This is a genomic window from Solibacillus sp. R5-41 (assembly GCF_002736105.1).
Classification (GTDB): domain Bacteria; phylum Bacillota; class Bacilli; order Bacillales_A; family Planococcaceae; genus Solibacillus.
The window spans coordinates 1,243,210-1,256,334 of record NZ_CP024123.1; the positions used below are offsets into that span (position 1 = coordinate 1,243,210).

Consider the following 13,125-nt stretch of genomic DNA (forward strand, 5'->3'; position numbering starts at 1 on the left):
GTTTGCGAATATAAGATAAATAAAAAATGACATTTCGACTCGTTCGAGGTGTCTTTTTGCTATTTTTTACGGAAGTTTAAAAAAATATGGCTTTTAAATATGCTTAATTGACGCTTTTAGTTTTCAAATGGGTAGTAAATAAGGAATAATAGTAATTGGAAATAAATCATTACAGATTGATAAATTTATTTTACAATTTAACAAGAGGTGTTTGAATGCCACAACAACAAATTAGTAAAAAGAGTAGGGCGCTCGATCTTACTCGTCGTATTGTCATGATCGCCATTGGTGCAGTCATGACGGCCTACGCATTAGAGGCAGTATTAATTCCGAATGCAGTAATTGATGGTGGAGTAACGGGTGTAAGTATTATGGGGAATTATTTATTTGATGTTCCGCTAGGTGTTTTACTATTCGTATTAAACATTCCATTCGTTTATTTAGGTTACAAACAAGTCGGGAAAACATTTGCGATATTGAGCATGACAGGTATTGCATTACTTTCGCTCTCGACAACTTTACTTCATCAAATTGATCCGATTTTAAGTTCAAATGACCCATTGTTAATCGTGTTATCTGGTGGCGTCATGCTAGGTGTCGGTATTGGTATCGTCCTGCGTAATGGTGGAGCACTTGATGGTTCGGAAGTGCTAGCCGTACTTATATCACGTAAAGTTCCATTTTCTGTAGGAGACATCATATTATTTATTAATGCCTTCATTTTCACGGGAGCGGGCTTTATTTACGGTCTGGAAGGTGCCTTATACTCAGCGACGACGTACTACATTGCAAAAGTAGTGATCGATGTGGTGCAAGTCGGTTTAGAAAAATCGAAATCCGTTAAAATTGTTAGTAAACATTCAGAAGAAATTGGTTCGACGATACAAGACCGTTTAGGACGCGGCGTTACGTATTCTGAGGGACGCGGTGGATTTTCGAATGAAAAAATGGATATTGTAACATGTGTCATTACAAGAATGGAAGAAAATAAAATTATTACGGTTATTAAAGAAATAGATCCAACTGCGTTTGTTGTTATAACAGATGTTGCAGAAGTACGTGGTGGCAACTTTAAAAAGCGCGACATCCACTAAAAAAAATCACTTAACCAATATGTTCTGTAACATACTGGTTAAGTGATTTTTTTTCGGTTAAAATTGTTGTATATACTTAAGAAATTTGAAGGTGGGTAAATATGGAAGGTCGAAATACGATACAAAATGAAAAATGGAAGCGGGATATTACACTTTTTTTAAGTAGCCAAACGATTTCTTTATTTGGTTCGTCGCTCGTTCAGTATGCGATGATGTGGTATATTACGTTGTCTACGCAATCTGGAATGATGATGACGATTTATATTATTTGTGGATTTATTCCGACATTTTTATTGTCGCCAGTTGCTGGGGTCTGGGCAGATCGCTTTAATCGGAAAAAGTTAATTATTATTGCAGATGGTATGATTGCATTTGCTACGCTTATTTTAGCAATTGTTTTTATGCTTGGTTATGATTCGATTTGGTTATTATTCGTTATGGCGGCTATTCGTGCGGTAGGGGCGGGTATTCAAACGCCTGCTGTCGGTGCGATATTGCCTCAAATTGTACCAGAACAGCATTTAATGCGTGTGAATGGTATTAATGGTACGATTCAAGCAGTCATTATGTTCGTATCACCAATGGTAAGTGCTGCGTTATTATCGTTAACTACGATGAAGGTGATTTTCTTTATCGATGTTATTACCGCTGTAATCGCGATTATGGTGCTCGTAACATTACTAAAAATACCGTTACATGCAAAAGCAGCACAGCAACAAGAAGTAAGTTATTTAGGTGATTTCAAATTAGGAATCCAGTATATTAAACAACATGATTTTTTGAAAAGTTTTTTTGTATTTTTTGCGGCGCTGTTTGTATTAATGGCTCCCGTTGCATTTTTAACTCCATTACAAGTAGCAAGAAGCTTTGGAGAGGATATTTGGCGACTCACTGCGACTGAAATTACCTTTTCTGTTGGGATGATGATAGGTGGTATTATAATTGCTTCGTGGGGTGGTTTCCGAAATCGAGTTTATACGATGATGTTTGCAGGGGTTATCATGGCCGTCTGTACGATTTTGTTAGGCATTCTTCCAATCTTTTCACTTTATTTAATAGTGATGGCACTATTTGGGCTAGCTATGCCGATTTTTAACACGCCGACGATGACGATTATTCAAGAAAAGGTAGATACAGATTATTTAGGGCGAGTTTTCGGGGTATTTGGAATGATTTCTACTTCCATGATGCCACTAGGAATGTTAATTTTCGGCCCATTAGCAGACGTTATTTCGGTGGAAAAGTTATTAATTGGGACAGGGATTTTCATGTTAATTGTAACATTACTAATTAATACGAGTAATTCTTTAATACAAGCGGGTGAGCCGGTACCGAAAGAAATGGAAAAGACTGTATCGTAATAATGAAAGAGCATTTTGATTAATAATCAAAATGCTCTTTTTTGCATAAAATTTAATTTTAATTATTGTTGAATGCTCAGAATAAAAAACCTTCCAAATTGCATTTGCCTTCTAACACGAATAGATCCTGGCATCTCGCAAATACTACAGAAATGAATCAAGAATTTGGAGGTGCAAAGGCTTGAATTTTAAATTGTTAATTACGATATTTGTCTGTATTGGTGCAACATTTTTACTATTTGCGAGCTATAGTTATTCTTCTGATAAAGGCAGAAAGTATTATGAAGAATCTGGACAAATGGTATGGGAAGTAGATACAGATCAAAAAATCGTAGCGTTAACCTTTGATGATGGACCTCATAAAAAGTATACACCTGAAATATTAAGTTTATTAAATAAGCATCAAGCAAAGGCAACTTTCTTTATTGTTGGTAAAAATGCAGAAAAACATCCAGAAATCATTTCTAGTATGCACGAAGAGGGTCATGAAATTGCCAATCATACGTACTCTCATCCGAAAAAAATTAAGACGGAAGATTTGATGGATGAAATACAAGTGACGAGTGATATATTGTTTAGTATTACTGGGGAAATACCGAAATTATTTCGACCTGTGGAAGGGCAGTACACAGATGAAATGATTAATGCCGTGACAGAAAAAGGCTATAAAATAGTGATGTGGTCTTGGCATCTAGATACAGAAGATTGGAGAGATCCAGGAGTAAATAAAATTGCTCAAAAGGTAATAGATGGCGTTGGAAATGGAAATGTTGTGCTATTTCATGATGGCGGTGCAAATCGAACTCAAACGGTGCAAGCATTGGAACAAATATTAGCAAATCTAGAAACACAAGGTTATCAATTTGTTACGATTAGTGAATTACTTGCGGTGAAAAGTAAAGATGAACATAACAAACAAAATCTTGAAAATACACCTAGATAGCAGTATTTACCTAGTGTTAAACAAATAACCTGTTTCAATTGTTGGACGGAAGTACGATTAATTGCAACTTCATTATAAGTCCAATAAATTGGGAACATTGTCATTTAGTTTAAAGGTGTTATGCTTGCAAACAGGAATAAGCAGAAATGTATTTCAAACATTTCTGCTTATTTTATTTCTCGGAAATTACGTTAAATATTTGTTTGGAAATTACCCCATAATATTGTAGCCGCAATCGATATAAATTGTTTCGCCCGTCACGCCTCGAGAAAGGTGACTTAGCATAACAATCGTCATATCAGCAACTTCAGCTTGATTCGTATTACGTTTTAAAGGAGCAGTTTCTTCAATCTTATGCAAAATTTCATTGAAACTTGGCACACCTTTTGCGGCTAATGTACGAATAGCCCCAGCTGAAATTGCGTTGACACGAATATTTTCTGCTCCTAAATCAGCTGCTAAGTAACGCATAGATGCTTCTAGTGCGGCTTTTGCCACACCCATCACATTATAACCATCAAGAACGCGTTCTGCGCCTAAATAAGACATCGTTACGATGGAACCACCTTCAGTCATAAATGGCTTGGCAGCTTTACTTACAGCGATTAAGGAGTATGCGCTCGTATCTTGCGCAAAAGCATAGCCGTCACGTGTCGTTTCAACAAAACGGTTTTTTAAATCTTCTGCATGTGCGAAAGCGACAGAGTGTACGATGCCATGAATTACCTGGAACTTTTCCCCGATAGATTGAAATGCCTGTGCGATACTTTCATCACTGTTTACATCACATTCAATAATGGCAGAATTTTGTTGATCAAATTTTTCGAGCATTTTTTCAATCTTTCCTTTTGAACGCTCTTTTCTATATGTGAAAATGACATTTGCTCCGACTTCGAATAACTGCTTAGCAATTCCCCATGCAATACTACGCTCATTGGCAACACCCATTACGACGATGTTTTTCCCTTGTAATTGTAATAAATCCATTTTAACACCCCTATGAATAATTAGTTATTATTAGTACCTACTACTAATAATAACTATAACATCATGAAATTTGTATCGCAATAGGGAGTGAGAAAATAATGTTTGTTACTTGAATGAAAATCAAGTCAAAAAAACATCCCCTCGCACGTTTTGGCGGGTGGGATGTGCTTTTGAAATAAAATATTATTCGAATTTTAAAGAATCGCCGTCGAATGTTTCGTCTGCTACTTTGATAGAATCAGTTGGGCAGCCTTCGAATGCATCTTGCATATCTTCTAATAGATCTTCTGGAACTTCAGTAGTCCCCATGTTATCATCTAAAATAACGAAAGCAATTCCTTCATCATCATAATCATAAATATCTGGTGCTGCAGCGCCACAAGCGCCACAAGCGATACACGTATCTTTATCCACGATTGTATATTTTGGCATTGTTATCTCTCCTTTTTCCGTTCGCTTCCATAAAGCTCTTATTTATTCTAATTGTGTTTCAAATACTTTTCAACCTAATACTACGAAAATGAGGGATTTGATTTGCTAATTCAACAAATTCTTTTAAAAATACTTACTACATTTCAAAATGAACGCACATTGTCAGCAGCATTTCATTTACTAAAGGGAAAACGTTCAGGGCAGACGATACACGATGTTGGTTTGTTTCAATTACATGCATTTTTTGGACTGTTACCAAAACTTTCGAGGGGACAATTTGATGAGCAAGTCGATTTATTATTTGCAAAAAATTATATTATTATTGAAGAAAACGGTTATTATCAGATGACTGAAATCGGTGTGAAACAGGCAAGTGAAGCATTGGCATTTCGTTTCGATGGTTGGCATTATCGAGGGAATGAGCATATCTTTTTTGCGCGGCTATCTTTAGTAATCCAAAGTTTATCGCATCAAGCGGTGGGGGTAAAATCATTTATTGCGATTGAAAAAGATGAAGATGTTCAAAGTAAGGTACGCGAATTTTTAGTGAAAAACCAATTTCAACAGCGTCCATTGCAATCGAAAGTTTATTTTGAAATCGAACAAAGTTTGGACAAGATTCAAATAGATGAACAAGTGAAAACTATGATTGTTTACCGTTTATCTGGTTTTCAAGAACCGGGATTAACATGGCAGCAAATGGCGTTTGGTTTTCATTTGTCAGAGATGGATATTCGGCTTATGTATTGTAGTGGACTGCATCAATGGTTAAATGAAATCTTGGAACATGCGCAGAACTATCCCTATTTATTTGATCTTGCACAAGGGATTCGCGTCGATCTCATGCTCACCAGCTCAGCAAATGTAACGGCGAATCTGTATAAAAAAGGGCATTCACTTGAGCAAATAAGTTTGATGCGCAGGTTGAAACTGAATACAATTGAAGACCATATCGTTGAGCTCGCGATGAATGATGTGAATTTTGACATTGAACCGTTTATCAACAATGCGGATCAACAAAAAATTGTCAATGCGTCAGAAGATTATCAAACAAAAAAATTAAAAGTTTTACGAGAAATTATTCCACATGTTAGTTATTTTCAGCTACGTTTAGCATTGGCAAAGGAGGCGAATCATTGATGCAATTGGAACAGTATTTACAACAATATTTTGGCTATGAAAATTTCCGTCCAGGACAAAAAGAGGTACTCGAACAATTGATTGCAGGCAAAGATGTGATTGCCTTATTGCCAACGGGAATGGGGAAATCCCTTTGTTATCAGCTACCTGGCTATGTATTTGATAAGTCTGTATTAATTATTTCACCGTTGTTATCTTTAATGCAAGATCAAGTCGACCAGTTAAAGCAAATGGGTGAAAAACGTGTCATTGCACTTAATTCTTTTTTAACGCCTGCGCAAAAAAACTATGCCTTACATTTTTTGCATGAGTATCGCTTTATTTTTATTTCACCAGAAATGCTGTTGCAGCCGCAAGTAAAAGCAAGGTTAGCAAGCTTGGAACTGTCATTAATCGTCGCGGATGAAGCGCATTGTATTTCACAATGGGGCTATGATTTTCGTCCAGACTATTTACGAATTGGTGAAGTCATTCAGGTAACGAATCGCCCACCTGTACTAGCGTTATCTGCTACAGCGACAACGAAAGTATTACACGATATTGACCATTATTTAGAAATGGAAAGTCCTTTTATTTATGTCCATTCTGTTGATCGGCCAAACATTCACCTTGTAAAAAAGCCATTTGCCATTAAGGAAGATAAATTGACCTGGATTTTAGAGCATGTTGAAAAGACAACAGGACCAGGCATTATTTATACGCAGTCAAGGGAAAAAACAGAAAGAATTAGTTTATTGTTATTGCAGCGTGGCATTTCAGCGGCAGCTTATCATGCAGGGAAAGAAATGCAGGATCGCCAGTTTATCCAGCATCAGTTTTTATCTGGGCAACTGGATTGGATTGTGGCAACGAATGCATTTGGTATGGGGATACATAAAAATAATGTGAGGCAAATTATCCATGAATCTATGCCGTCAACGGTCGCGAATTACATGCAAGAAATCGGACGTGCTGGTCGTGATGGTAAAGATGCCGTTGCTTTTTTATTGTATTGCGAAGGCGACGAGCAATATGCAAAGTTTATCGTATCTGAAGACTTGCCAAAGGAATTCCATGTAGACCGTTATACGCGTTATGTAGCAAACGGTGAACAGCCTAGTGTCATGTTTTCAAATGGCGAAATTTCAGAAGTATCGTTTCGAGTTTTAAATTATTGGATGGAACGGGAAGATGTTGAACAAGTGAAAAAGAGACTGGTTAACATGCAAATGGCAAAGTTTGAAGAAGTGATGGCAATGATGAAAATTGTCGAAACTAATGCATGTATGCGGGAACTTTTAATAAACTATTTCGGTCAACAAGTAGAAGAAAAGCATGAAAACTGTTGTAGTAATTGTGGTGTTGAGCTTTCAGTGTTATTACAAGAACGTGTGGAGCCGAAAAGTCAAAATCAAATGACTGATTGGAAAGGGCGACTTCAACAGATTTTGCTGCGAAACTTGTAAACTGTTGATGAACCGTTTACTTTATAGTAAAATTTCGTCATAATATGATTATTAGCTTTAACTTGATTCAGTTGGGGTTCAAACCCCGACTGAATTAAGTTAATGCCCCGGCGGATGTCACAGATTTTTAAGGGGAGTTTTTCGAGCTAGCTCGAAAAAAAATCTGGACAAGAGTTAGCCGAGGCGTAATTGATATGATTTGGAGGATTGCAACCGTGTCAAATGAAGATTACCGTGAAAAGGTAGAAGAGCATCGTCAAGAAATCGATTTACAAAATGGGGAAACAGCCAAAGTATCTCGTGTAAAACGACATCGAAAACCAGGTACAAAAAAACAAAAAAATCCGATCATGACAGCATTGGTTGTCATCTTTATTTTGTTTCCATTAAGTATTTTAGGATACGTTTGGTTATTTTATGAGCCGGAAGCAAAGGCTCCAGATAAAGATGTTGTGAAAGACGATACGAATCAAGTCGTGATTCTAAAAAATGATCCTGAAAAAACGCCAAATGTTGATTTAGATGAAACGAATGAAAATGATGAGGCTAAAAAGCAAGAAGAAGCAGATTTAACGAAAGTAGAGCAAGAAAAGCAACGATTAGAAGCGGAAGAAGCAAAAAAAGCTGAACAAAAAAAATCAGCTGATGATAAGGCCGCAGCTCAAAAAGAGAAAGCACAAGAAGAAAAGAAAAAAGCGGAAGAGCAAGCAAATGCGCAACGAAAAACACATACAGTAAGTTCCACGGATAATTTATATCAAATCGCAATTAAATATTATGGTAGTGGAAGTCCAGCCAATATCGAAAAAATTAAACAAGCAAATAATTTATCCTCAGATAGTATTTCTGCGGGACAAGTATTGGTTATTGCACCATAAGGTCGAATGTTTTGTATAATAACTATAGAAAAGACGAATCCGAACAAGGCATCGTCTTTTTCTTTTGAATTGGGGGAACGTATATGACCATTATTGCGATAATGATAGCTCTGTGCTTGTGTGTCTTTGTGTATATGTTCAAACTAGCACATGAAAATAACGTACGTAAGCACACAATCAGTGTTGCTGGAAAGGACGAAACTCTTCGTCTGTTTTTTATTTCAGATACACATGAGCGGAAAATTAATGAACAAATGATTTCGTCGATTATCGAGCCAATAGATCTTGTCATCATTGGTGGAGATTTTGTCGATAAAAGAACATCAAAACACATAATACATGAAAATATTCAACTTTTGAAAACATTGGGACCAGTTTATTTCGTATGGGGAAATAATGACCGAGAACAAGGGGAAAATGCACTCCGCCAATTGTTTGAAGAGCACGGAGTAACGATTATTGAAAACCAATCCATTGCAATCAAAAGTAAAAATAATGTAAAGATAAGCGCAGTCGATTTTCAATTTGCTTCAAGTAGTGTTGAGAAGGTGTTTAAAAATTGTGAACAGCAATCGACCATTTTCATTGCCCATAATCCCCAAGTGTTCCCGAAAATTCATTCGAAATTTAAACCTTTGCTAAGCATTGGGGCACATTTACATGGTGGTCAAATTCGCTTAGGAAAATTCGGTATACAACCACACGGCTATTTTGCGAAAAAAGACGGTTATTATGAGCTCGTGAGCAACGGGTATGGGACGACATTAGTGCCACTTAGGCTCGGTGCAAAACCGGAATGTCACCTAATCGAAATTAGATTTAGCTAGAATGTAAACAAATAATGACAATTCGCAGTATAATGGGAATATTAGGTCTAACTTCTATAAGTAGAAGTCTCCCAAATAGATTGAAGGAGATGTTTTTATGCAAAAGGTAGATGCAATCATTGTTGGTGGTGGCCCTTGTGGCTTATCAGCAGCGATTGAACTACAAAATATCGGTTTATCCCCGATTGTTATTGAAAAAGGAAATGTTGTGAACGCTATTTACAATTATCCTACACACCAAACCTTTTTTAGCACAAGTGAAAAATTAGCGATTGGTGATGTACCGTTTATTATAGAAGAACGAAAACCGAAGCGAAATCAAGCGTTAGTATATTATCGGGAAGTAGTCAAAGCGAAAAAAATTCAAGTGAATCGTTTTGAGAAAGTGCAAAAAGTAGAAAAAATAGAAGCTCAATTTGTCGTTGAAACAGATAAAGCGGTTTATGAAACACCATATGTAATCATTGCGACGGGCTATTATGACCATCCTAATTATTTGAATATCCCAGGTGAGAAGTTACCGAAAGTACATCATTATTTTAAAGAGGCACATCCTTATTTTGATACTGATGTGCTCATCATTGGCGGGAAAAACTCTGCGATTGATGCCGCACTGGAATTAAATAAAGCTGGAGCGCGCGTGACGGTTGTCTATCGGGGGAGTGACTATTCACCAAGCATTAAGCCGTGGGTGCTCCCGGAATTTGTAGGGCTTGTGCGTGATGGTGAATTGACGATACATTTTAATGCGACTGTAAATGAAATCTATGACAAAAAGGTCGTAATTACAGTTGATAGTGATGTGCAATCTATATCAAATGATTTTATTTTTGCTATGACTGGTTACCATCCAGATCATAATTTTCTTCGTGCAATGCATGTCAAAATCGATGCAGAAACGGGTAGACCCTATTATGATGATGTGACAATGGAAACGAATATAGAAAATTTATTTATCGCGGGAGTCATTGCTGCTGGAAATAATGCAAACGAAATTTTTATTGAAAATGGTCGCTTCCATGGCGGTCAAATCGCACAAAAAATTGCAAACAAGCGAAAATAAGAGGTGAACTGCGTGAAGAAGAAAGTCGTTTTAATTACTACGGGTGGTACAATTGCGAGTACAAGAAATGATAAAAATAAACTGGAATCGGGTAAGTTAAATGGCAATGCGATCTTATCTATGTGTCAGTTGGAAAATGAAATGGACATTGAGTTAATCGACCTTTACCAAATTCCATCGATGCACATGTCGTTCGAACATTTGAATTTATTAAATACGACAGTTCATCAAGTGTTTGAAGATGCATCGGTTAGCGGAATCGTTATTACCCATGGAACCGATAGCTTAGAGGAAACAGCCTATTTTCTAGAGCTTACAGTGAATGATGAACGTCCGATTATCGTAACAGGCTCTCAAAAATCGCCTGAAGATATTGGCACGGATGTGTATTCGAATTTACGTAACTCTCTTTTAGTTGCTACAAGTGAACAAGGGAAAAACATTGGCACATGTGTTGTGTTTAACGAGCAAATACTCCACTCGAAATATGTGAAGAAAATCCATTCTTCAAGTATTAATGGATTTGGTGCGATTGGTTATGGCATGCTTGGCTATATTGATAATGATGAAGTCGTTATTTATCAAAAGCCTACGCAAAGAGAATTTTATTCGATTCAGCCAAGCTACCCGAATGTAGAAATCATCTATGCTTACTTAGGGGCGAGCTCGATTTTATTGAATGCTTTATGCGAAGCAAAGGTGGACGGTGTTGTGTTAATCGGTGCGGGGCGTGGTCAAGTAGTCCCAGCAATGACCGATCCGATTGAACGATTATGCAGTATTGGGACGAAAGTTGTTTTAACGACGTCAACGGAAGAAGGGCGCGTATTCCCAACGTATGATTATCCTAGTAGTGCAAATAATTTAAAGGACATTGGTGTTGTAATGGGTGGCGATTTTGATCCAAAAAAGGCACGTCTTAAATTAATGCTTATGCTTGCAAATGGCGCAACAAATTTTGATTCTTTTATGCATTAGATAAATATTTCTTCAACTCGGCTGGAATTATGCCGAGTTTTTATGTTTTTGGTAACCGCTTACTTATAACCAAAACAAACATGGTATACTATGAGTAATTCATTTATTCTCATTGAGTCGGCGGCAAAACCCCGACTCAATGAGAACTCTGGCTAAGAACACCGCGTCCTGTGGTAACGCAAGAGTGGCCTACGTCATGTTGGCCCAATGCCCCAGGCGGACGTCAAGGATTTTGAAAGGTGAATGTAAGGATGTTAACCTAGGGTCGTCGAATCCTTGCAACAACGGCTAACTGACCTGCATCATGCTGGCCTATGCACAATTCAAAACCCTGACACAGTTACGCCAAGGTGTAATTGATTTGTAGAGAGGAGCCGGCAAAATGTTCATCTTATTATTATCCGCAGCAATTGCGCCGGGGTTAGCCCTTTTAAGTTATTTTTACTTAAGAAATCAAATGGATACTGAGCCACGAAGAACGCTTCTCAATTCATTTATATTTGGTGCGATTATTACGTTTCCAATTCTTTTCATCCAATTCATATTAAAGGAAGAGCAAACTTTTTCGAGTGTCTTTTTTTCAAATGTTATTTTTACGAGTATCATTGAAGAATTTTTTAAATGGCTCGTCATCTTTGCTGCTATTTTAAGAAATGTTGAGTTTGATGATCCATATGATGGGGTTTTATATGGGGTAGCCGTTTCATTAGGGTTTGCTACGGTTGAAAACGTAATTTATTTAATATCCTTTGGGATTGATCAAGCCTTTATGCGTGCAATTTTACCTGTATCCAGCCATGCATTATTTGGTGTTGTGATGGGCTATTATTATGGAAAAGGGAAGTTTTCAGCGGATCACCAGAAGAAAATTATCTTTTTGGCATTGATAGCACCAGTAGTCTTGCATATTACATATAACTCTATTTTAATGATGGAGGAATACTTTATGTATGTTATGCTGCCTTTCATGTTCTTTTTATGGTGGTTTGCATTAAGGAAAGTGAAGCAGGCACACGAACATTTAGTCGAGCATTTATCACGTATTAACGGGCCCATGAGTTAATACTTAACTAAATCAATTACGCGTACGATTGAAACTTTCAGTCGCATGCGTTTTTTTATATCAATTTTTTAGGGAAATATATCTTTTTACGTATAATAATCGCATAATTTTACATCCTATTAGAAAAGGGAGTGAAAGAGCTTTGAAAAAAATTGTATATTTATTGGCTATTCTTTCGTTAAGTCTTTCAATTAATGCATCCGCTTTTTCAAATCAGGATATTCAGCGAGGTGCATTTGGAGACGATGTTGTAGAATTACAGGCTCGTTTGCAGTATATAAGTTTTTATCACGGTAAAATTGACGGTAAATTTGGCTACGGAACGTATTGGGCGTTAAGAGAATTCCAAGAAAAATACGGCTTACCGGTAGATGGTATTGCAGGAAAAGCAACGAAGGATAAATTAGCGAATAACTCAGATTTCGACAAAGCGTATGTAGACAAGCAAATTAAATTAGGGAATCGCTTTACTTATTATGGGGGGAAGCCATTAGATCAGCAAGTGAAAAAAGGAGGGGGCTCAAATTCGACTTCCTCAATGCAACTACCAGCGAAATATAGTGAGCAAGATGTACAACTGATGGCAAATGCCGTTTATGGAGAGGCGCGCGGGGAGGTTTATGAAGGACAAGTCGCAGTTGCGGCAGTTATTTTAAACCGTTTGGAATCAGATGAATTCCCGGATACAATCTCAGAAATTATCTTCCAACCAAGGGCATTTACAGCGGTTGCTGACGGTCAAATTTGGCTTACACCAAATGAACGAGCGAAACAAGCGGTATTGGATGCCATCAATGGCTGGGATCCATCTGAAAATGCACTTTATTATTTCAATCCAGTGACAGCGACAAGTGAATGGATTTGGACGAGACCACAAATTAAACAAATAGGAGAGCATATTTTTTGCTTATAAA

Annotated in this window: 13 protein-coding genes; 11 read left to right on the forward strand and 2 right to left on the reverse strand. The window is 37.1% G+C overall.

Annotated features, from left to right (window positions below; translation table 11 throughout):
• Positions 1 to 215: 215 nt before the first annotated feature.
• The 3 genes from CSE16_RS05785 (at position 216) to CSE16_RS05795 (ending at position 3,398) form a co-directional block, all read left to right on the forward strand.
• On the forward strand, positions 216 to 1,094 hold the full coding sequence (locus CSE16_RS05785) for a YitT family protein (RefSeq protein ID WP_253896178.1): 879 nt from the start codon (positions 216 to 218) through the stop codon (positions 1,092 to 1,094).
• A 101-nt stretch (positions 1,095 to 1,195) separates the two neighbouring features.
• Entirely contained in the window at positions 1,196 to 2,455 is a 1,260-nt protein-coding gene (locus tag CSE16_RS05790) for an MFS transporter (protein WP_099423026.1), read from the forward strand.
• A 181-nt stretch (positions 2,456 to 2,636) separates the two neighbouring features.
• A complete protein-coding gene (locus CSE16_RS05795) occupies positions 2,637 to 3,398 on the forward strand; it encodes a polysaccharide deacetylase family protein (RefSeq protein WP_371514538.1) in 762 nt (253 codons plus the stop codon).
• A gap of 210 nt (positions 3,399 to 3,608) precedes the next feature.
• Here CSE16_RS05795 and fabI read toward each other — a convergent pair whose 3' ends face one another.
• Together fabI and CSE16_RS05805 are read right to left on the reverse strand one after the other, a co-directional pair.
• Positions 3,609 to 4,385: an enoyl-ACP reductase FabI gene (fabI, locus tag CSE16_RS05800; RefSeq protein ID WP_099423027.1), complete on the reverse strand. Its 777-nt coding sequence runs from the start codon at positions 4,383 to 4,385 to the stop codon at positions 3,609 to 3,611.
• Positions 4,386 to 4,568: 183 nt separating this feature from the next.
• The gene (locus tag CSE16_RS05805) at positions 4,569 to 4,817 is read right to left on the reverse strand and encodes a ferredoxin (RefSeq protein WP_099423028.1); all 249 of its coding nucleotides are present in this window, start codon (positions 4,815 to 4,817) and stop codon (positions 4,569 to 4,571) included.
• A gap of 102 nt (positions 4,818 to 4,919) precedes the next feature.
• On the opposite strand from CSE16_RS05805, the gene CSE16_RS05810 reads away from it, so the two are divergent.
• The 8 genes from CSE16_RS05810 to sleB all read left to right on the forward strand — a co-directional run bounded on the left by CSE16_RS05810 (position 4,920) and on the right by sleB (position 13,124).
• Positions 4,920 to 5,957, forward strand: coding sequence for a YpbB family protein (locus CSE16_RS05810; RefSeq protein WP_099423029.1), 1,038 nt, complete (start codon positions 4,920 to 4,922; stop codon positions 5,955 to 5,957).
• Positions 5,957 to 7,402 (forward strand): RecQ family ATP-dependent DNA helicase, encoded by a 1,446-nt coding sequence (locus CSE16_RS05815; RefSeq protein WP_099423030.1) that lies wholly within the window; start codon positions 5,957 to 5,959, stop codon positions 7,400 to 7,402. Before CSE16_RS05810 ends, CSE16_RS05815 begins: the two co-directional genes overlap by 1 nt.
• 215 nt (positions 7,403 to 7,617) lie before the next feature.
• Positions 7,618 to 8,280, forward strand: a complete 663-nt coding sequence (locus tag CSE16_RS05820; protein WP_099423031.1) for a LysM peptidoglycan-binding domain-containing protein — start codon at positions 7,618 to 7,620, stop codon at positions 8,278 to 8,280.
• 83 nt (positions 8,281 to 8,363) lie between these two features.
• A complete protein-coding gene (locus tag CSE16_RS05825; protein ID WP_099423032.1) occupies positions 8,364 to 9,107 on the forward strand; it encodes a metallophosphoesterase in 744 nt (247 codons plus the stop codon).
• A gap of 97 nt (positions 9,108 to 9,204) precedes the next feature.
• Complete coding sequence (locus CSE16_RS05830) at positions 9,205 to 10,170, forward strand: YpdA family putative bacillithiol disulfide reductase (RefSeq protein WP_099423033.1); 966 nt, start codon at positions 9,205 to 9,207, stop codon at positions 10,168 to 10,170.
• 12 nt (positions 10,171 to 10,182) lie between these two features.
• Entirely contained in the window at positions 10,183 to 11,148 is a 966-nt protein-coding gene (locus CSE16_RS05835) for an asparaginase (RefSeq protein WP_099423034.1), read from the forward strand.
• A gap of 382 nt (positions 11,149 to 11,530) precedes the next feature.
• The gene (prsW, locus tag CSE16_RS05840) at positions 11,531 to 12,211 is read left to right on the forward strand and encodes a glutamic-type intramembrane protease PrsW (RefSeq protein ID WP_099423035.1); all 681 of its coding nucleotides are present in this window, start codon (positions 11,531 to 11,533) and stop codon (positions 12,209 to 12,211) included.
• Positions 12,212 to 12,353: 142 nt separating this feature from the next.
• Positions 12,354 to 13,124: a spore cortex-lytic enzyme gene (sleB, locus tag CSE16_RS05845; RefSeq protein WP_099423036.1), complete on the forward strand. Its 771-nt coding sequence runs from the start codon at positions 12,354 to 12,356 to the stop codon at positions 13,122 to 13,124.
• Position 13,125: the final 1 nt, after the last annotated feature.

Excerpts from the sequence above, each read along its gene's own strand:
- CSE16_RS05785 (WP_253896178.1), top strand. The coding sequence starts at position 216 with ATGCCACAACAACAAATTAGTAAAAAGAGTAGGGCGCTCGATCTTACT.
- CSE16_RS05790 (WP_099423026.1), top strand. The coding sequence starts at position 1,196 with ATGGAAGGTCGAAATACGATACAAAATGAAAAATGGAAGCGGGATATT.
- fabI (WP_099423027.1), bottom strand. The coding sequence starts at position 4,385 with ATGGATTTATTACAATTACAAGGGAAAAACATCGTCGTAATGGGTGTT.
- CSE16_RS05805 (WP_099423028.1), bottom strand. The coding sequence starts at position 4,817 with ATGCCAAAATATACAATCGTGGATAAAGATACGTGTATCGCTTGTGGC.
- CSE16_RS05815 (WP_099423030.1), top strand. The coding sequence starts at position 5,957 with ATGCAATTGGAACAGTATTTACAACAATATTTTGGCTATGAAAATTTC.
- CSE16_RS05825 (WP_099423032.1), top strand. The coding sequence starts at position 8,364 with ATGACCATTATTGCGATAATGATAGCTCTGTGCTTGTGTGTCTTTGTG.
- CSE16_RS05830 (WP_099423033.1), top strand. The coding sequence starts at position 9,205 with ATGCAAAAGGTAGATGCAATCATTGTTGGTGGTGGCCCTTGTGGCTTA.
- prsW (WP_099423035.1), top strand. The coding sequence starts at position 11,531 with ATGTTCATCTTATTATTATCCGCAGCAATTGCGCCGGGGTTAGCCCTT.